Here is a 20,783-nt window from a genome sequence, read left to right on the forward strand (position 1 = left end):
GAGACTGATCGGGGAGGCTGGTATGTCCGCGGTTCACTACGACAGCTACACCGAAGCTCGCGCACATTTGAAGGACTTGCTTGATGCCGCGGAGAAGGGGCGAGTCGCTACTGTTCGGCGAGACTCGGCTACTACCGCCGTTGTGGCTGTAGAGCGCTTGCGCAGCTTTCTCGTGTCGAGCGTTCCGTCGCGCGCCGAGGTTGTTTCGGCGGCTGATGGCTGGTCGGTGTTCGTTCCGGGGTTGCCGGTTGCTGCTGATGGTGCGTCGTTGGACGAGGCGATCGCCGAGATGGTTGATGCATTGCGGGAGTACGCGGAAGACTGGCAGCGTCACCTGCTCGACGCCCCGAACCACCGTGACAACTGGGGATTGGTGCAGTTGATCAGTTTTTGTGATGATGAGCAGCTGCGCGAGTGGCTCGTAGGTGTCGCGCGGTGACCCACCTGGCGACCATGTGCGGGACGATGCCGACGGTGGCGGCGAAGGCGGCCAGGATGCTCGCGCGGGAGTCGCGGGACAGGGCCGCGGCCATTGTATAGACCATGCCGGCGCCCGGCGTGATGACTATGACAAGGGTTGTCAGCCAGAACTCGATGCTCACCGGGCCGCCGTACGGGCAGGATCAGGGTTGTGAACGAGGTCGACGAGTTCGAGGCGCAGCGGGCGCGGCTGTTCGGGATCGCGTACCGGATGTTGGGGTCGGCGGTGGCGGCCGAGGACATCGTTCAGGACGCCTACCTGCGGTGGCGTCAGGCCGACGGGGTCGAGCAGCCGAGCGCGTGGCTGGCGACGGTCGTCACCAACCTCTGCCTGACCGAGCTGACCTCCGCCCGTGCTCGCCGGGAGCGGTATGTCGGGCCGTGGCTGCCGGAACCGGTGGCCACCGGCGACGGCGCGTTGGGGCCGGTGGACACCGTTGAGCGGCGGGAGTCGGTGTCGTTCGCGCTGTTGTTGCTGATGGAGCGGCTCAGTCCGGTGGAACGGGCGGTGTTCGTCCTGCGGGAAGCCTTCGCCTACCCGCACGCCGAGATCGCGGGCGTTCTCGGGCTCAGCGAGGTCAACAGCCGCCAGATCCACCACCGGGCCCGCCGGGGTCTCGACGGACACCGGCCGCGCGCGTCGGCGGATCGGGACCACGCGCTGGTCGAGCGGTTCTTCGCGGCCGCCCAACTCGGCGACGTCGCGGCCCTGGAGAAGCTGCTGGCCGACGACGTGGTGTCGTGGGCCGACGGCGGCGGCAAGGTCAACAGCGCGCGCAGGCCGGTGGTCGGGGCGAACCGGGTGGCGCGGTACCTGGTCGGCATCACGACCCGGCTCACCAAGGCGACCGAGTTCACGGTGGTCGAGGTCAACGGCGACATCGGGGTGCTCGGCTGGGTCGACGGCGTCGCGGCCGGGCTCATCGTGCCGCAGATCGATGACGGGAAGGTCGTCGCGCTGCGGATTCAGGCGAACCCGGACAAGCTCGGGTATCTGGCTGGGCAGCTGTCACGTTCCAGGGAGCTGTCCGGTCTGCAGGGATGACTCACCAACCCTGGAGGAACGATGACCATTCTTGTGACCGGCGGAGCGGGCGTCCTCGGCAGCGTCGTGGTTCGCCGACTCGAAGACGCGGGCCGTCCGGTCCGGTCGGCCAGCCGCCGGAGCACGCCCTCAGTCGACCTGCTCACCGGTGACGGTCTGACCGACGCGATGGCCGGGGTGGACGTCGTTATCCACTGCGCGACAACGCTGGGCAGCGGGGACGTCCGTGCTACTGAGAACCTGATAAGCGCGGCTAACGGTGCCCATCTTGTCTACATCTCCATCGTCGGCATTGATCGCGTGCCGCTGCCGTATTACGAGACCAAGCTCGCGGTCGAGCGGCTGATCCAGGACTCCGGCCTGCCCTGGACGATCCTGCGGACGACGCAGTTCCACCAGCTTCTCGCGCGGATCTGGTCGGTGCAGCGGTTGCCGGTCGTGTTCGCGCCCGCGCTGCGGTTCCAGCCCGTCGACACCGAGACCGTGGCCGCCCGGCTCATCGAGCTGGCTTCCGCACCGCCCGCCGGACGGGTCGACGACCTGGGTGGGCCCAAGATCGAGACGGCGCTTGACCTGGCCAGGGCGTACCTGCGGTCGAAGGGCAGCCGCAGGCCGACGGTGCCGCTGTGGCTGCCGGGCCGCACGTTCGCCGCCTACCGCCGCGGTGATCACCTCACCCCTGAGCACGCCGACGGCAAGGTCGACTTCGACGCGTTCTTGAGGCAGTCCTGACCGTGGTGCCGAAAGTGGTTGTCGAACGCGGCTGACCGGCCACCTATGATTGTGTCGCCGGTTCGGGGGGACCGTTCGCCCGCACGGGCGCCGGACTCGCGGCTCGGATGACGAGGTGGGGGAATTGAGCAGTCCGGACGGTGACCCGCGCCATGGGCCCACGCTGCCGGTCAACTACAACGAGGTCTTCCTCTCGCAGGTCTCGGTGGTCACCCTCGCTCCTCCGCCGCGGCGCAACTCGCCGTTCGTGCTGGTGGCCGTGCTCAGCATCGTCCTGGTCGGCGTGCTCTCCATCGCGGTGGTCGGCAAGGTGACCTCGGGCGGCACCCGGACCACGATCGAGGGTCACGCGCTCGCGGTGGGGGAGCAGGCCCTCGCCGACACCCCGAAGGCCGACAAGGGCACGCTGGCCGACGTCGCGGCCAACAAGCTGCTCACGCCGGGCGCACCGCTGCCGCAGGTCGACTGCGCGCTGCCCGAGCTGGGCACCGAGGCGGGCGAGCTGGACGCGTACTACCGGATGGGCATCGCCTGCCTGGACCAGGCGTGGCGCCCCGCGCTGACCGCGGCGGGCCTGCCGTTCCGCAGCCCCGGCCTCAACATCGACGACGCCCCACGCAGCAAGTGCGGCTTCGCGCCCGGTGAGGACGAGGCCACCGCGTTCTACTGCGCTCGCGACAAGATCATCTATATGCCGCGCAAGCGGCTGATCCGGGACGCGGGCGACGAGACCGCCTACCACCTGGCGGTGCTGGCCCACGAGTACGGCCACCACGTCCAAGCCCTCGCGGGCATCCTCGGCGCGGTCAACGAGCGGGAGCGACAGGCCGACGAGGACGAGACGCTGGAGCTCTCCCGGCGCACGGAGTTGCAGGCGAACTGCTTCGCGGGGATGTTCCTGGCCGCTGTCGGCGGACGCGGATCGGTCGACGCCGACCTCGCCGAGGAGTCGGCCGAGAGCTTCGAGGACACGCAGGGCACCGACACCCATGGCACGCGGGAGAACCAGCTCGTGTGGGCGATGGCCGGATACGACGGCAAGTCGAGCGCGTCTTGCAACACCTTCGCCGCGCCGTCGCCCAAGGTCGAGTAGCTAAGGCAAGCGCCACTCGGCCAAGACGCGTTCGATGTCGTCGCGGATTCGTTCGCGGGCCTGTGCGCGCGGGACGCCCGACATGAGCATGGCGTCGTAGTCGGTCTCCTCGTGGCGGATCGCCGCGACCACGGCCAGGGTCACCGCGCCCTCGTCCAACGCCTGCCCTGCCGCGGAACGGCCGACGCGTCCGCTGCTGCGGGTACCGGCGTGCTCGGCGATGGCCTGCGCGCGGTCGGCCGCGAGCCTGGGGAACAGGGCCACGATCCGGTCCGCGAACGCCGCCTGGAACTCGACGTCCTGGGCCGCGCGGCGGACGCGGTCGCGGGCCTTGCGCCGCTCGCGCACCTCCTCGTCGGCGAAGCACTGTTCCTCGGCTGTCTCCAGCGCCGCGTGCTCGACCAGCAGCCCACACCGCAGAAAGCGTTTGCGCGACTTGTTCCACTTGACCACTACGGCCGCGAGTCCGCTGGCTTTGCGGGCCCGCCGCGTGAGTGCTGTGTCGCCGGACGGGAGGAACACCAGGTGGCCCATGTCCGCGCAGTCGACGCACACCGGCAGGTCGTTCTCCAGGAAGTGGAAGTCGCCGGTATCGCCGCAGAGCGAGCAATACCAGTGCTTGTCCGGCTGGATGACCACCAAGTCGGGCACTTTCCGCTGCCGTTCCAGCACCTTCTCGCGCCGGGCGGCGGGCAGTGCCGGGTCCGTCCAATGCGTTCGGAAGACCTTGTCGTCGCCCGCGGTGAAGCGCAGCGACCGGCGGTCCCTGGTCGCGGCGATATAGTCCACTTGCGACTCGGCGAGGCCGTTGTCCCTGGCCCAGTCCGCCAGGATTGTCACGGCCTCTGCCACCCGGTCGCCGGACACGGCCGCGACCGCGTCCAGTCGCTCGGTCCGGCCTTGCTCCCACGACGCGACCACGCGCCCACTGAGCCAGCCAAGCCCGACCAGCACATCGATGGGCGCGACGTACTTCTTGCGGCTCAACAGTTCCTCGGCGACCGTCGCCACCCGGGTCGCCAGCCTCACGAGCCCTCCGCCATGGTCCGGTACGCGGGCCGGAGGAACTCGACCAGCGGCTTGCCGCGCACGATCACCCGCAGCGGGTCGAGCTGGTCGAGCAGCGCGTCTGGCCGGTCGGCGGCTGTCGGAGGGTCGCCGGTGCGCGGCGATGGCTTGCCCCAGAACGTGTCCAGCACCGAGGCCAGCGGCTCGCGGTGGTCGGTGGGCTCCAGTGCGGTGCTGTCGCGCAGCGAACGCAGGTGGTCCAGCAGCTCCTGCCGACCGCGGCCGCGCCAGGCCAGGATCTCGAACGGGTCGGCGTCGAAGGACTCGGCCAGCAGGTAGCAGGCGGCGGCGAGGTGTTTGCACGGCACCTCCCAGTCCGGGCACGAGCAGTCCATCGATAGTTCGCGCGTGGAGTCCGGGAACAGCGCGACGCCGACCTTGTCGAACACTTCCTCGATGTCGGCGGGCATCTCGCCCGCGAGCAGCTTCGCCATGAACAGCGCCTGCCCGGCCAGCGCCTTCTCCACCTCGATCCACTGGTCCGGCGTGAACGACTTGACGCCGATCCGCACGCGGTAGGGCTCGGGCCGCGACCCCTGCACCGTCGCCACGACAATGCTGGTCGACAACGACAGGCTTAACACCTGTCCAGCGCGCGCGTAGCGCTTGCCGCGTTCGAGCCGCCCGCCCATTCCCAGCGACTCAAGGACTTCCAGGAACCGGCGGGACCACCACGTGCGCGCGATCTCGCCGTGCTGGCTGCGCGTGCGGATGCCGTTCTCCACCCGGATGGTCTTGGTCGGCTCGGTGCGCCACCACTCGTCACTCACCGATGGCCTCCGCGGACAGCGTGACCAGTTCGCGCAGCTCGGCGGTGGACAGCTCGGTGAGCCAGTCCTCGCCCGCGCCGACCACGAGCTGGGCCAGCGCCTTCTTCTGCTCGATCATCTTGTCGATCCGCTCCTCCAGCGTCCCGATGCAGACGAACTTGCGGACCTGCACGTCGCGCCGCTGGCCGATGCGGAAGGCGCGGTCGGTCGCCTGGTCCTCGACGGCCGGGTTCCACCAGCGGTCCAGATGGATGACGTGGTTGGCGGCGGTCAGCGTCAGCCCGGTCCCGCCCGCCTTGAGTGACAGCAGGAAGATCGACGGGCCGTCGCCCGCCTGGAACCGCTCGACCATCGCGTCGCGCTGCTTCTTCGGCGTGCCACCGTGCAGGAACAGCACGTCGGTGTCGAAGCGGGCCGAGAGATAGGGGACAAGCATCGCGCCGAACCCGGCGAACTGGGTGAAACAGAGCGCCCGGTCGCCCTCGGCCAGGGCCTCTTCGAGGATCTCTTCGAGCCGCGCGAGCTTGCCTGATCGGCCCCCGACGCGGGAGCCGTCGCCGAGGAACTGGGCCGGGTGATTGCACACTTGCTTGAGCTTGGTCATCGTCGCCAGCACCAAGCCCTTGCGCTGCACGCCCTCGCTCTCGTCGATCTTGGTGAGCATGTCGTCGACGACCGCGCGGTAGAGCGTGGCCTGCTCGGTGGTCAGGTTGCAGAGCTGTTTCATCTCGATCTTGTCGGGCAGGTCGTCGATGATCGCCGGGTCGGTCTTGAGCCTGCGCAACACGAACGGCCCGGTGACGCGGCGCAGGCGCGCGGCGGCGTCCTCGTCGCCGTAGCGCTCGACGGGCACCGCGTAGCGGGCGCGGAACTTGGCGAGCGGCCCGAGCAGGCCGGGATTGGCGAAATCCATGATCGACCACAGCTCGGCCAGCCGGTTCTCCACCGGCGTGCCGGTCAGCGCGACCCGGTGGCGGGCGGGCAGCGCCCGGACCGCCTGGGCCTGCCGGGACGCGCTGTTCTTGATGTTCTGCGCCTCGTCGAGCACGATCCGGTCCCACGTCAGCTCGGCCAGTTCGGCGGCGTCGCGAGCGGCCAGCGCGTAGGTGGTGATCACCAGGTCGGCGTCGGCGACGGCGTCGGCCAGGTCCACGCCGCTCATCCGATCGGCGCCGTGGTGGACGTGCACCCGCAGGCGCGGGGCGAACTTCTCGGCCTCGCGCTGCCAGTTGCCGACCACCGACATCGGGCACACCAGCAGCGTCGGCGGCTTGGGCGTCGTGCGGGACGCGGTTTCCAGCGCGAGCAACTGGACCGTCTTGCCCAGGCCCATGTCGTCGGCCAGGCAGGCGCCGAGGCCGAGCCGGTCGAGGAATGACAGCCAGGCCAGGCCCCGCCGCTGATAAGGCCGCAGTAGCGCGGTGAACCCGGCAGGCGGGTCGACCGGCTCCAGCTTGGCCTCGGCGGCGCCGCTGAGCAGATCGGCGAGCCAGCCGGTGCCGCCGATGCCGAGCACGGGCACCGGAAAGGCGTCGTCCTCGGCGGGCATCCCGGCCAAGTCGATCACTTCGCCCGCGGTCATCTGGCCGGTGCCGGACCGTTCGAGGAACGCCAGGCCCGCGGCCAGCCTGCGCTGGTCGAGGTGCACCCACTGGCCGCGCACCTTGACCAGCGGGACCTTCGCCTTCGCCAGTTCCTTCATCTCGTGCTCGCTGAGGGTGAGGTCGCCCAGCGCGAGATCCCACCGGTAGTCGACCAGTTCGTTCTTGCCCAGCACGGTGTTGCGCGTGACAGTCCCCGCTGCGCCACGCGAGGTGGTGGTGAGCCGCAGACCGAGGCCGGACGACGCGCGCCACCAGCTCGGCAGCAGCACCCCGAATCCGGCCTGGTCGAGCGCAGGGGAGTGGCTGAGGAACCGGTGCGCGCCCTCGGTGTCGATTTTCATCCCGTGTGGTCGCGAGTCGCGCAGGGCGGTGTCCAGGTCGGGGAAGATCCGGCCCGCTCTGGCGAGGTCGGCGATCAGGAGTTCTTGCGGCCTGCTCACCCAGCGGTGCAGGACGCTCTCACCGTCCCAGACCTGTTGGGCGGGGATGAGCACGCTCGGATCGTCGGCGGCTTGGAGGAGGAACTCGATCTCCCAGTCCTCGGCCTGCGCGGGCGACTTCAGCCGCAGACAGGTGCGGACCGGCGCTTCGCTCACCGCGCCGGACCGCCACGTGTCGAGCTGACGGGTCAGCAGATCCACCTGGCCGGCGTCGGCGTCGATGCGAGGGTCATCGACGAGCGCGTGCAACAGCGCGCCGGAGGCTTCCTCGACCGCGCGGAACCCGCCGGGCGGGGCTATCGGGTGATCGACCAGCCGGACCCGGACGGCCGCGTCGACCAACGAGTCGAGCAGAACGCGCAGCACATCGTCGGCGGCGCGGCCGTCGAGCAGGTCGGACTCGTGCTGCTCGGCGCGCAGGACCGGCGGCATGCTGTCGCGCAGCCGGGCGAAGCGGGCCGCGTCGACGCCGGAGAGGACCGGCCGCCAGCGGGCCGCCGGGCCGTCAGGCTCGGCGACGATCGCGGGCAGCACCCGGCCCCGGTCCACCAGGTCCTCGGCCAGCGCGGCGACAGTCGCGACGAACCGCACGCTCGACCCCGGCCGGACGTCATCGGCGTGATCGATCAGCCGGGACAGCTCCGCTGCGAGCGTGCCGGGATCGCACCCGAGTACCGGGACCAACCAGGGCCGCAGCGTCACCGCGCCGCGTGGTTTGGGGTGGTCGGCCAACGGGTCGCGGACCAGCTCGGGGGAGTCGACGGGCGTGGACGGGTGCGACGGCAGCAGCACCGGCAGGGTACGGGCCTTGGCGGCCACGCCCAGCCGGTCGGTGAGGACGTCGGTGGAGACGGCGAACGGATGGGCTCGGTCGGACCGCCCCGTGCGCTTCGGCGCCAGATCCGAGTCCTCAGCCCACAGCGCCACCTCTCCTTCGGCCGTGGCCAGACAGTGCAGCGCCAACACGCGCTGGACCATACAGGTGGGGGCGGACAGAGTCGGGACGCGCTACCGTGGCACATGATCGTGTGGCTCAACGGATCCTTCGGGGTGGGCAAGACCACCACGGGCGTTAGGTTTGCCGGAAGATGCGGCTCGTCTGTCCCTGGCCACCCTTGACGACTGCGAGCGAGTCGTGTCCCTGTCGGCGCGCAGTGAACTGCGCAGGGCAATGCCCGTGCTGAGTAACTGGCGCGGCCGTGACGATGTGCGGATGGTGATGGAACGCTTTCGTCCTAGCGCCTGAGTCGTAGCGAGTCCAGGGCCGTCTCCTCGGTCCGGCCGTCCGCTGATTTCACGACTTTGTATGCCTGCGCGTCGGGTCGATCAGCGATCGCGGTAACCAACTCGGTGCCCGCGAAGTGCAAACCTGCGCCAGCGTCCGTGGCGTACCCGTCCGGCAGTGTGTCGCGCCTGATGTCCGCGACGTTGGGTTTGTCGAACAAGGCGACGTGGCTTGTCTGAACATCGCGGTCGTCAAACGCGGCGTAGAAGGCGTCACTGCTGCTTTCCCGGTCGCCGGTGCCGGTTGATATGAAGCACAACCGGGGTTTGGTTGTCTCGGCCAACTCGAAGGCGTAGCGGAAAAGGGGCGATGGTCGCCAAGGCGTCCGTGCTCGATTGAAGCCCATGGAGGTCGCCAGGATATGTGGTTGCCGGGCAGGCACGTATCCGCTCCTAACCCAATGTGCGCAGCAGGAACTCGTAGACGATCGCGGACATGAACGCCCGCTGCTCGTTGTCCGCAGCCGCGCCGTGGCCGCCTTCGATGTTCTCGTAGTAGTAGGGCGTGTGGCCCTGTTCGAGCATCCTGGCGGCCATCTTGCGTGCGTGGCCGGGGTGCACGCGGTCGTCGCGGGTCGAGGTCACGAAGAACGCGGGCGGGTACGCCTGTCCACTGTGGACGTTATGGTACGGCGAGAACTCCTTGAGGTAGGACCAGTCCGCAGGGTCGTCCGGGTCGCCCCACTCGGCCATCCAGGACGCGCCCGCCAGCAGCAGGTGGTAGCGCTTGAGGTCGAGCAGGGGGACCTGGCTCACCACGGCGCCGAACAGCTCGGGGTAGCGGGTCAGCATGACGCCCGCGAGCAGGCCGCCGTTGCTGCCGCCCTGTGCGCCCAGCCGCTCGGGCGTGGTGATCCCGCGCGCCACCAGGTCGCGGGCCACGGCGGCGAAGTCCTCGTAGGCCCTCGGCCGGTTCTCGCGCAGTGCCGCGCGGTGCCACGCCGGGCCGTACTCGCCGCCGCCGCGGATGTTGGCCACGACGTACGTGCCGCCCTGGTTCAGCCACGAGCGGCCCATGCCGCCCGCGTAGCCCGGGGTCAGGGAGACCTCGAACCCGCCATAGCCGTAAAGCAGCGTCGGACCGGTCGGGTTCTCGGGGCCGACAACGAAGTACGGCACCTTGGTGCCATCGTCGGAGGTGGCGAAGTGCTGGTCGACGCGCAGGCCGTCGGTGTCGAAGAACGACGGCGCCTGCTTGAGCACCTCGGCCTCGCCGCCGATCTCGCCGCGCAGCAGCGTCGCGGGCTGCAGATAGCCGCTGACGTTGAGGACGTACTCGTCGCTGTGGTCGGGGTCGGTGTCGATAACGTCAGCCGAGCCGACGTCCGGCACGCCGGGCAGCGGCGCGCGGGTCCAGCCCACGGGGCCTGGGGTCAGGACCTCCAGCTGGGACTTCACGTCACGCAGCTCGTTGAGGATCAGGTGGTTGCGCGTCCACGAGTACCCCGAGAGAGAGGTGTGCTCGTCGGGCTCGAACAGGACTGTCAGCTCACGGTCTCCCGCGAGAAAAGCGTCGAAGTTCGCGGCCAGCAGCGAACCGGCGCGGTAGGTGGTGTCGGCGACGGTCCAGTCGGTGCGAGGTAGGACCAGCAGCCACTCGCGGTGCGCGTCGGAGGTGGCGTCGTCGGGCACGTCGATCCGCACGAGGTCGCCCGAGGGGGTGCGCAGGAACTCCTCGGAGGTGAAGAAGTCCGGGTGCCGTCCGACGAAATCGCGCTCGAAGCCGGGGGTCGAGTCGTGGAAGGCGTAGGCCGAGACGTCCTCGGCTTTGCCCTCGAACACCAGTGTCGCGGTTTCCAAGGGTGTGCCCCGGAGCCATTCCTTGAGCACACGCGGATATCCGGACGTGGTCAGCGAGCCGTCGCCGAAGTCGGTGCCCACGTAGACCCGGTCGCGGTCGATCCACCCGACCCGGGACTTGGCCTCCGGGAGGGTGAACCCGTCGGCCACGAACTCGCGGGTGCGCAAGTCGAACTCGCGGACCACGGTCGCGTCCGCGCCCCCGCGAGACAGTTCGATCAGCGCTAGGTGGTAGTCGGGCTTGAGGACCGCCGCGCCGCTCCAGACCCAGTTCTCGCCCTCGCGCTCGGCCAGCGCGTCGACGTCGAGCAGGACGTCCCACTCGGGCGCGTCGGTGCGGTACTGATCGAGCGTCGTGCGCCGCCACAGGCCGCGCGGGTTGGCCGCGTCCTGCCAGAAGTTGTAGAGGAACTCGCCCCGGCGGCGCGGGTAGGGGATGCGGTCGTCGGCGTCGAGCACCTCCCGGATGCCCGCGCGCAGCGACTCGAACCGCTCGCCGCCCAGCTTGGCGGTCGTCTCGGCGTTGCGGGCCCGCACCCATTCGAGGGCGGTCTCGTCGGTGACTTCTTCCAGCCACAGGTACGGGTCGTCGGTCATGGGCGCCAGTCTGCCATCGCACTCATGGCGCCGTAGCGTGGTGGATGTGCTGATCGGATTCGCGGTTCCAGTGTCGGGTTCCTGGGCCACCACGGACAATGTTGTGCGCGTCGCGGAGCGGGCCGAGGAGTTGGGCTACCACTCGCTGTGGACCTTCCAGCGACTGCTGTCCCCGCCGGACGGCAGTTGGGGTGAGATGTACCGGTCGGTGCTGGACCCGATCGCGACCACCGGGTTCCTCGCGGCGCGGACCAGCCGGGTCCGGCTCGGGATCGCGGTGCTCAACCTGCCGTTCTTCGCTCCGCCACTGCTCGCCAAGCAACTGGCGACGCTGGACGTGCTGTCCGGCGGACGGCTCGACGCGGGACTGGGCATCGGGTGGGCCGAGGAGGAGTACATCGCCGTCGGCGCCGACCAGCGGGGCCGCGGCCGTCGGGCCGAGGAGTACCTGCCGCTGCTGCGCCGGTTCTGGAGCGATGGCGTCGTCGAGCACGAAGGCGAGTTCTACCGCGTGCCGCCGATCCGGATGGATCCCAAACCGGTGCAGGCAGGGGGACCGCCGATCTTGCTGGGCGCCACCGCCCCGGCCGCGCTGCGCCGCGCGGGCAGGCTGTGCGACGGGTGGGTGAGCAGCAGCCGAGCCGATCTTCCGTCGATCGGGGCGTCGATCGCGATCGTTCGCGAGGCCGCGCGGGAGGCAGGCCGCGACGTCGACGCCCTGCGGTTCGTCTGCCGCGGCGCCGTGCGGGTGCGGGAGACGACCCACGGTGATCGGCGGACCCTCACGGGCACCCTTGACCAGATCCGCGGCGACTTCGCCATGCTCGCCGAGCAGGGCATCACCGAGCTGTTCGTCGACCTGAACTTCGACCCCGAGATCGGTTCACCCGACGCCGACCCAGCCGAGTCGATGCGCCGGGCCCACGATGCCCTGACCGCGTTCGCTCCCTAGTCTCGCCAGCCCGAGACCTGCACGCCCTTGGCGATGTCGAGGCGGAACCCCAACTCGAACTCGGCGGACTTGCCCGGCGCCAGGTCGGTTTTCCAGGTGATCTCGCCGAGGTCGGTCTTCTCGACCGGTTCCGGGCGCAGGGTGACATCGCGGACCACGATCGACTCGCTGCGCGACACCGGCACCTGGTCGACGACGGTGATGTGCGCGTCGCGCGGGCCGAAGTTGCCGACCTTGATCCGGTAGGCGGCCTCCTGCCTGCGCGTGCTGCCCAGCACCGCCTTGCCAGCCGACCGGCGGACGAGTTCGCGCTCGACCCGGATGCGCTCGTCGACGCCCAGGGTCAGCTCGACCTCCTCTCCCGGTGCCCACGCGTCGAGGTCGGTCGAGCCGACGAACTCGTTGTCGTGGAAGATCGAGGCCCGGCCAGGCCGGAGTGTGTGTTCGGAGTTGTTAGTGACAGTCGCGCGCAGATAAGCCTCAGGGCCGCGCACGGGCATTGTCACGTGATCGGTTTCCGCTGGCAGCTCGACCACGGCGACGGTCGTGCGGTGGGCCGTGCCGTCGGCGGGCACCGCGATCGGCCGCGCGGGCCGGTAGGTCGCGGCGGTGGCGCCCTGCTCGACGGTGGCGAACGACTCCATCATCTCCGGCGCGGCGGCCATCGCGGGCGCCGCCGCGGGCATGGCGCCACCGGGGGCGGCCATGTCGGCCGCGCCGTACGCGCGGGCCGCTCTCGGCATGATCGGACGCAGCACGTCGACGTACCACGGCGACAGCTCGGGGACGTTGATCCCGTCGGTCGGCTGGGCGGTCGACAGGCGCAGATCGCACTCCGGCCAATCCTCGCCGGTGTGCTGGGTGACCAGGCCGTACCAGGTCACGGTCAACGCGCCGTCGGCCAGCCGCACGTCGTAGCGCGACTCCCAGTGCCCGCCGTGCACCAGGTAGGACAGTTCGATCTCCAGGTCGCCCGCCTCGACGACCTCCAACTCCACCTCCACGGCCATCCGGTCGGGGGCGCGGTGGCCGTAGCGGTCGTTGAGCTTGCGCTCGATCTCGTCGTGCTGCTCCTGGGTCTTGCGCCGCTGACTCGCCAGGTCGCGCTGGGCGGCCAGGACGTCGGCGAGCTGTCTGGCCAGCGCGCCGTTGACGTCGGCGACCCTGGCCGGGTCGGTCTCGTTGCGGGCAAGCGCCGGGGCGAAGGTACCTCCCACGCGCTTGGCGAGGGCGCTGACGACGTCGGCTTGGACGGTCAGCACGGCTTCCTTGTCGCTGATCTCGTCGAGCGCGGCGCGGATCAGGTCACGCTGTTCCTGCAGCTCGGCGAGGGTGCCGTCCGGGGTGCGCGGGTGGTGCTCGGAGCGCACGTCGACCCCCAGCACGGTCGCGGCGCCGCGACCGGTGACCCGGACCGAGTCCGGGTGCAGCGCCAGCGGCAGGCCGCCGACCAGCACCCGGCGCGCGCCCGCGTCGAGGCTGACCACGCCCTTGCGGGTGACTCGGGCCTGTCCCGGATAGACGGTCACGGCCACGATCGAGGCTTCCAGAGGACTTGTCACGACGCGAGGCTACCCATCGCGCGGGTTCCCGGCACGTGTCCACAGTGGATTCTTCGCCCTTTTGGCGGCATTGACACACTGTCGGACCAGGGGGAAAGGTGCGGACCCGACCTGCATCCTGCACATTGGAGCCAACCATGAGACGTGCGCGATCCGCCGTCGCAGCCGTGGCCGCCCTGCTCGCGGTTCCCCTGCTCACCACCCCCGCCTCGGCCCAGACCGACCCGCCCGCGCCGGTCTTCGTCGACGGCCAGGCCCAGCCCGTGTTCGACCCCGCCGATGTCGTGCGCCAGTCGCTGTGGGTGACCGCGCCTGTCGACAGCGACTTCGACGGCAAGGACGACCTGGTCCACGTCGAGGTCGTGCGGCCCCGCGCGACCGATCTCGGCATGAAGGTGCCGGTCGTCTACCAGGCCAGCCCGTACTACGCGGGCGGCAACGACGTGCCCAACCACAGCGTCGACCAGGAGCTGTACGTGCCGGGCAAGCCGGGCCACGGCGACCGCCGCACGGGCGCGCGCGGCCTCGGTGACGAGCGCGTGGCCGCGTCCGTCGGCCCGAATCCGGCCATCACCTGGCGATACGAGTCCTACTTCACCGCGCGCGGGTTCGCGGTGGTCTACGCGGAGTCGCTGGGCTCGGGCCTGTCGACCGGCTGCCCGACCAGCGGTGGCCGCAACGAGACGATCGGCGCGAAGTCGGTGGTCGACTGGCTCAACGGCCGCGCGGGCGCCAAGGACGCCGCGGGCAACCCGGTCGACGCGCCGTGGACGACGGGCAAGGTCGGCATGATGGGCGTGTCGTACAACGGCACCCTGCCCAACGCCGTCGCGACCACCGGAGTCCGCGGTCTGGAGACCATCGTGCCTATCGCGGCGATTTCCAGCTGGTATGACTACTACCGGGCCGACGGCGCGGTCGTGGCGCCGGGGACGTTCCAGGGCGAGGACCTCGACGTGCTCGCCGACTACGTCTACACCCGCGCGGACCGGGAGATCTGCAAGCCGGTCATCGCCGACATCGTGGCGCGACAGGACCGGATCACCGGCGACTACAGTCGGTTCTGGGACGAGCGCAACTACCTGGGCGACGTCTCCAAGGTCCGCGCGTCGGTGCTGGCGGTGCACGGTCTGAACGACTGGAACGTCAAGATGACCCACGTCGACCAGTGGTACTCCGCGATCAAGCGGCAGGGTGTCGAGCACAAGATCTGGCTGCACCAGTCCGGCCACGCCGATCCCTTCCGGCTGCGGCAGGCCGAGTGGCTGATCACCCTCAACCGGTGGATGTCGCACTACCTGTACTCGATCGACAACGGCATCGAGGACGAGCCGAAGGCCACGATCCAGCGCGAGGACAAGACCTGGCACGACGAGGCCGAGTGGCCCGCGGTGGGCACCGCGCCCGCGCGGCTTTTCCCGCGCGTCGGTGGCGCGACTGTCGGCGGACTCAGCGCGCGCCCGTCGTTCGGCAGGCCGGTGGTCGAGTCGTTGACCGACGACGTGTCGAAGACCGCTGAGGTGTTGGCCGCGGCGCCCGCCTCCGAGCACCGCCTGTCGTACGCCACGCGCCCGGCCACGCAGCCACTGCGCATCAGCGGTGGCGTGCGGGCCGACCTGCGGCTGTCGTTCAGCAGGCCCGCGGCGAACGTGACAGTGCTGCTGGTCGACCGGGCACCGGACGGGAAGACGTCGATCATCACGCGCGGGTGGACCGACCCGCAGAACCGGCACTCGCCGGGTCACACCCAGCCGATCCGACCGGGCAAGGCCTACGACATCGAGGTCGAACTCGTGCCGGACGACTACGTGCTGGGCGCCGGGCACAGCCTGGGCGTGGTGGTCATGTCCAGCGACTACGACTACACGCTGCGGCCCCAGCCGGGTGCGGGGATCTCGGTCGACCTCTCGCGCAGCAGCCTGATTCTGCCGGTCGTGGGCGGCCACTCGGCGCTGCGCTCGTCGGTGGGATGACACCGGGGTGCACCCCTAGTGCGGAAACTGTTCACACCCGAAGGCTTCCCCGCCGACTGACTGTCGTGGTCCGATCAACGTAATCGGATCTTCGCGGAGGTGGCAGTTGAACAGGTTCTCAGCCCTGGCATGCACCACCGTCGCCGCGGCGGCGCTCCTCGTTCTCGGTGAGGGCGTCGCCGCGGCGGCACCGGCTTTCCAGATGCCATTCCCCTGCGGTCAGGTGTGGAGTGGTCAGACCCGGACCAACCACAGCCCGGCCAACGCGGTCGACTTCAACCGGACCAACGACGACGGCGACCCGGTGGTCGCCGCGCTCGGCGGCCGGGTGACGCGCTCGGAGAGTGAGGGCGCGGCCAGCTACGGAAACTGGGTCGAGATCGACCACGGCAGCGGCTGGCGCAGCCGTTACGCGCACTTGTCGGTGCGGCGGGTGTCGGTCGGCGCGACCGTCAGCCAAGGCCAGCTGATCGGCGACGTCGGCAACACCGGCGAGTCCAGCGGGCCGCACCTGCACTTCGAGGAACTGCTCAACGGGGTGCCGCAGCGGATCGTGTTCAACGGCAGCCAGATCCTCTATTGGGGGACCCGCGGCTACACCAGCCAGAACAAGTGCGGCGGCGTCAACCCGTACTCGCCGGAAGAGGTGTGCGGCAGCGGCTTCACTCGGATCGATTCGGCGGCATTGGGGTCGCAGGGGACGACGTACCTGCTCTACAACTCCGGCACCGGGGCCAACTGCGTGGCGACGATCAAGGTGGTGTCGATCGGGACGCCGTCGCCGGTGTCGGCCTTTCTCGAAGTCCAAGGCTCCACCCGGACGACGGACTCGGGGTCCTTCTCCTACTACGCGGGGCCGGTCAAGAAGTCGGCCGCGAACCAGTGCGTGAAGTGGGGCGGGTCGGTCGGGTCCTCGGCTTACACCAGCCCGTTCGAGCACTGCGGCTGAGCAGGGTAGCGCGACGGCCCGACAGAACCGAGTTCTGTCGGGCCGTTTGTCCACATGGGGCGATTCATCCACAACCGGGAATGGTTGTCTGGCAAAGAGATCCACCGCCTCGCACAGTGGACACATGAACCTTGAACTCGACAACGGCGGCGACCTCGTGGCCGCCGTACCCCATCTCCTCGGCTTCCACCCCAGCGAGTCCGCTGTCGTGGTCACGGTGGAACCCGACGGCGACACCTTCGCCGTGGGGCCGGTCCTCCGGGCCGACCTTCCCGCTTCGGCAGAGGTGGTCGGCCTCTCCGCGCACCTCGCAGACACCTGCTCCCGCCACCGGGTCGGGCGGGCGCTGGTGGTCATCGTGGGCGGGCCAGGTCGGTTGTCCCACCGCGACTTCGTCGACCAACTCATCGCCGACCTCAACGCGGTGGGTGTGGTCGTGGACCATCCGCTGTGGGTGCGGACCGGGGCGGCGGGGGAGATGTGGTGGTGCTACGCCGAACCCGAGTGCTCCGGCGTCGTCCCCGACCCGGACATCACCCCGTTCGCGGTGATGAGAGCCGTCGAGGGTGCGATCACCTACCCGACCCGCGAGGCGCTCGTGGCCAGCCTGGCGCCAGACCCACCCGACATCCTCGACCAGCGCGCGCGGGCGTTGGACACGTTGGTGGGCGCCGAAGTCCGCGCCGCGATCCACGGCGAGTGCGACCCGAACGCGCTCGCCCGCGACATGGCCCTCATCCACGCCGCCGTCGCCGAGTTCGCCTCGGCCACCCGAGCCGAACCGGATCTGGACGAGGACCGACTCGTCGCCCTCACCCTCGCCCTGACCCAGGAGGACGTCCGCGGTGAATGCTTCAAGATCGTCCTCTCCGCCGACGCGGACGCCGCCACCCGCCTCTGGACCCGCCTCACCCGAAGCGCCCCAGCCCCGGAACGCGCCGAACCCGCCTGCCTCCTCGCGATCGGCGCCCACCTACGGGGCGACGGCGTGCTCGCCAACGCGGCCTTGGATGTCGCCTTGGCGGCCGACCCCGGCCACGAGGTCGCGGGCATGCTGAAGATCGCGGTACAGCACGCGATATCGCCGAAGGAACTCCGCCACATCCTGACCCGAGCAGGCCGGACCCCCTCCCCACGCGAGGGCCCACCCATCCCCGCCACGGCCCCAGCCTGACCACACCCGGCGGCCTGAACGACGGAAGGAGAGACAGACCGAACCAACCCCGTCCGACCCCGGTCGATCCCACACCGGGCTGACCGAACGCTCCTACGCACGTGTTCCGCTGCTGACTTTCGCGCCTCCGGTCCGACCCCGGCGGAGTGAAGCCGCTGGTGTCGGACCGGGCACTCGATGTGGGACAGGCGTACGGCGCTCGACCTACGACGTGGACAGGCCGAAACGGGCTTGGTGCCTGCCTGCCTGCCTGCCTGCCTGCCAGGCAGGCAGGCCTGGCCAGGACGGGATCTGTCCAAATCGGACTGACGGGTACTGCGCGGTCCTCCTACCCGCGGTCGCGGGTGAACTCCCAGGCGTCGGTGACGATGGTGTGGAGGTCGGTGCGTTCCGGCTTCCAGCCGAGGTTCTCGGCGGCGGCGTCGGCGGAGGCGACCAGGGTGGCCGGGTCGCCGGGGCGGCGCGGGGCGAAGGTGGCGGGGATGGGGTGGCCGGTGACCTGGCGGCAGGTCTCGACGACCTCGCGGTTGGAGAACCCGGTGCCGGTGCCGAGGTTGTAGATCTGGTGTTCGCCCTCGACGGTGTGGCTCAGGGCCAGCAGGTGTGCCTCGGCCAGGTCGAGGACGTGGATGTAGTCGCGGACGCAGGTGCCGTCCGCGGTGGGGTAGTCGTCCCCGTAGATGGACAAGGACTCGCGGGTGCCCATGGCGACCTGCAGGACGATCGGGATGAGGTGGGTCTCGGTGGTGTGCCGCTCGCCGTAGCGGCCGTAGGCGCCCGCGACGTTGAAGTAGCGCAGGCTCACCGCGGCCAGGCCGTGGGCCTTGGCGTAGGAGGTGATGGCGAGGTCGATGGCGAGCTTGGTCGCGCCGTAGGTGTTCGTGGGGCGGGTCGGTGCCGTCTCGAGGATGGGCACCTGCTCGGGCTCGCCGTAAGTCGCGGCGGTGGAGGAGAACACGAGTCGGGGGGTGCCGTGCTCACGCATGGCGTCCAACAGCTGAAGGGAGGTCAGTACGTTGCCGTTCCAGTACTTGCCGGGGTCCTGCATGGACTCGCCGACGAGTGACTTGGCCGCGAAGTGCAGCACGCCGTCGAAACCGTCGGCCAGCAGCACCGGGGCGACCTCGGCCAGGTCGCCCTCGACGAAGCGGGCGCCTTCAGGCACCGCGTCGGCGTGGCCGGTCGTCAGGTCGTCGACAACGGTCACCTCGTGTCCGGTCTCCACCAGCCTGGCGGCACACACACTGCCGACATACCCCGCTCCACCGGTCACCAGCAGCTTCACCGTGGTCCTCGCCTTCCTGCTTCGCGTGGCCACCCGGGTGGCCCTAGTAGTCGCGTCCCGCGCCTGGGGACGGCACCGCGGTGAACATCCGCGGCGCGGTGAACGAGCGTTCGGCGAACGCCGACGTCACCGCCGCGCGTACCTGCTCGTCCCGGTCGACCGGGACGAGGGCGATGGCCGTGCCGCCGAAACCGCCTCCGGTCATCCTGGCACCAAGCGCGCCCGCGCCGACGGCCGACTCCACCGCGACGTCGAGTTCGGGGCAGGACACCAGGTAGTCGTCGCGCAGAGACACGTGGGACTCGGTGAGCGCCGCGCCTATGAGCGGGAGGCTGCCCGCGCGCAGGCAGTCCACCGTGCGAAGCACCCGTGCGTTCTCGGTGACGACGTGGCGGGCCAAGGGCAACAGGTCCTCGGGGAGGCCGCTGATGTCGGTCGCGTCGCGCAGCGACGGCACGCCGAGCAGGTCGGCGGCGCGTTCGCAGGCCGTGCGCCGGTCGCCGTAGGCCGAGTCGGCCAGGGAGTGCCGCACACGGGTGTCGATGGCCAGCACGCCCAGGCCGTGGGCGGCTGGGTCGAACGGGATCTGCTCCTGCTCGTCGGAGCGCACGTCCACGAACAACACATGCGAGTCGACGCAGCAAAGGGAGGCTGTTTGATCCAACAGACCGGTGGGCACGCCGACGAAGTCGTTCTCCGAGCGCTGGATCCACCTGGCCAGTTCCGGCAGCGGCACCGTGGCGTCCGCGAGGCCGAGCAGGGCCAACGCCACCGCGCACTGCAGGGCGTGCGACGAAGACAGGCCCGCGCCGGTGGGCACGTCGCCGGTGATGACGAGATCGGCGCCGTCGGCGAAACCGTGTTGGCGCAACACCCACGCCACGCCGAACGGGTAGGCGGCCCAGCCGCCGGTGCGGTCGGGAGCGAGGTCGGCGACCGAGGTCGGGATGGCCCACTGGGCGTTGCCGTCCGAGCCGATCGTCACGGCGGTGAGGACGCCATCGGCTCTGGGCGACGCGGCGACGGCGATGCGGTGGCGCAGCGCGAAGGGCAGGACGTAGCCGTCGTTGTAGTCGGTGTGCTCGCCGATCAGGTTGACCCGGCCGGGGGCCGACCAGACTCCCTCGGGGGCGCGTTCGTGCAGCCGCCGGAATTCGGCGGCTGCCTGAACCGCCGGGCTCACGTCGAACGGGCCAGCACAGCGTGCAGGACGATCGGGGCCAGCTCGGCGGTGTTGCCCGCGCCGGTGATGGCGATGTTGCTGCCGTCGCCCTTCGACGCGGCGACGTCGATCATCTCGCCGGGCAGCACCCCGACGTGCTTGAGCTCGGCCATCAGGTGCGGGTCTAGCTGGACGTGCTCGGCGATCCGCCGGACCTCGACGCTGCCGCCGCCGCGGCGGGCGACCTCGTCGACCCGGACCAGGCCCGCCTCGACCGGCGGCGCGGGCTCGCCCTCGCCGAGCTGGTCGAGACCGGGGATCGGGTTGCCGTACGGCGAGGTGGTGGGGTGGCCGAGCAGCTTCACCAGCTTGCGCTCGACGGCCTCGCTCATCACGTGCTCCCAGCGGCAGGCCTCGCTGTGCACGTGTTCCCACTCCAGGCCGATGACGTCGACCAGCAGGCGCTCGGCGAGGCGGTGCTTGCGCATGACCGCGATGGCCAGGGACCGACCGTGGTCGGTCAGCTCCAGGTGCCGGTCGCCCGCGACCACGACCAAGCCGTCGCGCTCCATGCGGCCCACGGTCTGGCTCACCGTGGGACCGCTCTGGCCGAGGCGTTCGGCGATGCGGGCACGCAGGGGGACGACGCCCTCCTCCTCCAGCTCGTAGATGGTGCGGAGGTACATCTCGGTGGTGTCGATGAGATCGTTCACGCCGTTCCCCTTACGTCGGTTCCCATGGTAGTCGCTGGGGATGACAGGACAGCGACACGATGGTGGTCGATGATCTCGATCGGGGCTCGGGCAGGATGGC

The 20,783-nt window shown here is 70.2% G+C and carries 17 protein-coding genes; 8 read left to right on the forward strand and 9 right to left on the reverse strand.

What is annotated here, in order from left to right:
* The first annotated feature begins 22 nt into the window (after nucleotides 1-22).
* From BN1701_RS03780 to BN1701_RS03795, 4 genes are all read left to right on the forward strand, one after another.
* The gene (locus BN1701_RS03780) at nucleotides 23-439 is read left to right on the forward strand and encodes a type II toxin-antitoxin system HicB family antitoxin (RefSeq protein WP_054045520.1); all 417 of its coding nucleotides are present in this window, start codon (nucleotides 23-25) and stop codon (nucleotides 437-439) included.
* Nucleotides 440-631: 192 nt separating this feature from the next.
* Nucleotides 632-1,525, forward strand: a complete 894-nt coding sequence (locus BN1701_RS03785) for an RNA polymerase sigma-70 factor (protein ID WP_054045523.1) — start codon at nucleotides 632-634, stop codon at nucleotides 1,523-1,525.
* Between the two features lie 21 nt (nucleotides 1,526-1,546).
* Nucleotides 1,547-2,257 carry an SDR family oxidoreductase gene (locus BN1701_RS03790; RefSeq protein ID WP_054045525.1) on the forward strand — a complete coding sequence of 237 codons (711 nt, stop codon included), beginning with the start codon at nucleotides 1,547-1,549 and terminating at the stop codon, nucleotides 2,255-2,257.
* A gap of 124 nt (nucleotides 2,258-2,381) precedes the next feature.
* On the forward strand, nucleotides 2,382-3,350 hold the full coding sequence (locus tag BN1701_RS03795; protein ID WP_054045526.1) for a neutral zinc metallopeptidase: 969 nt from the start codon (nucleotides 2,382-2,384) through the stop codon (nucleotides 3,348-3,350).
* Here BN1701_RS03795 and BN1701_RS03800 read toward each other — a convergent pair whose 3' ends face one another.
* The 5 genes from BN1701_RS03800 to BN1701_RS03820 all read right to left on the reverse strand — a co-directional run bounded on the left by BN1701_RS03800 (nucleotide 3,351) and on the right by BN1701_RS03820 (nucleotide 10,913).
* Nucleotides 3,351-4,379, reverse strand: a complete 1,029-nt coding sequence (locus tag BN1701_RS03800; protein WP_054045528.1) for a DUF2293 domain-containing protein — start codon at nucleotides 4,377-4,379, stop codon at nucleotides 3,351-3,353.
* The gene (locus tag BN1701_RS03805) at nucleotides 4,376-5,188 is read right to left on the reverse strand and encodes an SWIM zinc finger family protein (RefSeq protein WP_054045530.1); all 813 of its coding nucleotides are present in this window, start codon (nucleotides 5,186-5,188) and stop codon (nucleotides 4,376-4,378) included. The genes BN1701_RS03800 and BN1701_RS03805 overlap by 4 nt, the downstream gene beginning before the upstream one ends.
* Nucleotides 5,181-8,198, reverse strand: a complete 3,018-nt coding sequence (locus tag BN1701_RS03810) for a DEAD/DEAH box helicase (RefSeq protein ID WP_054055594.1) — start codon at nucleotides 8,196-8,198, stop codon at nucleotides 5,181-5,183. Before BN1701_RS03810 ends, BN1701_RS03805 begins: the two co-directional genes overlap by 8 nt.
* A gap of 269 nt (nucleotides 8,199-8,467) precedes the next feature.
* Nucleotides 8,468-8,800 (reverse strand): hypothetical protein, encoded by a 333-nt coding sequence (locus BN1701_RS03815; RefSeq protein WP_054045532.1) that lies wholly within the window; start codon nucleotides 8,798-8,800, stop codon nucleotides 8,468-8,470.
* A 109-nt stretch (nucleotides 8,801-8,909) separates the two neighbouring features.
* Complete coding sequence (locus BN1701_RS03820) at nucleotides 8,910-10,913, reverse strand: prolyl oligopeptidase family protein (protein WP_054045534.1); 2,004 nt, start codon at nucleotides 10,911-10,913, stop codon at nucleotides 8,910-8,912.
* A 46-nt stretch (nucleotides 10,914-10,959) separates the two neighbouring features.
* On the opposite strand from BN1701_RS03820, the gene BN1701_RS03825 reads away from it, so the two are divergent.
* Entirely contained in the window at nucleotides 10,960-11,865 is a 906-nt protein-coding gene (locus BN1701_RS03825) for a TIGR03619 family F420-dependent LLM class oxidoreductase (protein ID WP_054045536.1), read from the forward strand.
* Here BN1701_RS03825 and BN1701_RS03830 read toward each other — a convergent pair.
* Nucleotides 11,862-13,427: a mucoidy inhibitor MuiA family protein gene (locus tag BN1701_RS03830; RefSeq protein ID WP_197672040.1), complete on the reverse strand. Its 1,566-nt coding sequence runs from the start codon at nucleotides 13,425-13,427 to the stop codon at nucleotides 11,862-11,864. The genes BN1701_RS03825 and BN1701_RS03830 overlap by 4 nt on opposite strands.
* A gap of 137 nt (nucleotides 13,428-13,564) precedes the next feature.
* On the opposite strand from BN1701_RS03830, the gene BN1701_RS03835 reads away from it, so the two are divergent.
* From BN1701_RS03835 to BN1701_RS03845, 3 genes are all read left to right on the forward strand, one after another.
* Nucleotides 13,565-15,400, forward strand: a complete 1,836-nt coding sequence (locus BN1701_RS03835; RefSeq protein WP_054045537.1) for a Xaa-Pro dipeptidyl-peptidase — start codon at nucleotides 13,565-13,567, stop codon at nucleotides 15,398-15,400.
* A gap of 106 nt (nucleotides 15,401-15,506) precedes the next feature.
* Nucleotides 15,507-16,349 carry a M23 family metallopeptidase gene (locus BN1701_RS03840; RefSeq protein WP_231949471.1) on the forward strand — a complete coding sequence of 281 codons (843 nt, stop codon included), beginning with the start codon at nucleotides 15,507-15,509 and terminating at the stop codon, nucleotides 16,347-16,349.
* Between the two features lie 124 nt (nucleotides 16,350-16,473).
* On the forward strand, nucleotides 16,474-17,523 hold the full coding sequence (locus BN1701_RS03845; protein ID WP_054045541.1) for a DUF4192 domain-containing protein: 1,050 nt from the start codon (nucleotides 16,474-16,476) through the stop codon (nucleotides 17,521-17,523).
* Between the two features lie 328 nt (nucleotides 17,524-17,851).
* On the opposite strand, the gene galE is transcribed toward BN1701_RS03845, so the two are convergent.
* Genes galE through BN1701_RS03860 form a run of 3 tightly spaced genes read right to left on the reverse strand, consistent with a single transcriptional unit; the run spans nucleotide 17,852 to nucleotide 20,683 of the window.
* Nucleotides 17,852-18,808 carry a UDP-glucose 4-epimerase GalE gene (galE, locus tag BN1701_RS03850; protein WP_082859640.1) on the reverse strand — a complete coding sequence of 319 codons (957 nt, stop codon included), beginning with the start codon at nucleotides 18,806-18,808 and terminating at the stop codon, nucleotides 17,852-17,854.
* A 43-nt stretch (nucleotides 18,809-18,851) separates the two neighbouring features.
* Nucleotides 18,852-19,991 carry a galactokinase gene (gene galK, locus BN1701_RS03855; RefSeq protein ID WP_054045545.1) on the reverse strand — a complete coding sequence of 380 codons (1,140 nt, stop codon included), beginning with the start codon at nucleotides 19,989-19,991 and terminating at the stop codon, nucleotides 18,852-18,854.
* The gene (locus BN1701_RS03860; protein WP_054045547.1) at nucleotides 19,988-20,683 is read right to left on the reverse strand and encodes a metal-dependent transcriptional regulator; all 696 of its coding nucleotides are present in this window, start codon (nucleotides 20,681-20,683) and stop codon (nucleotides 19,988-19,990) included. Before BN1701_RS03860 ends, galK begins: the two co-directional genes overlap by 4 nt.
* Nucleotides 20,684-20,783 lie beyond the last annotated feature (100 nt).

The sequence above is a fragment of the Alloactinosynnema sp. L-07 genome (assembly GCF_900070365.1).
Lineage (GTDB): Bacteria > Actinomycetota > Actinomycetes > Mycobacteriales > Pseudonocardiaceae > Actinokineospora.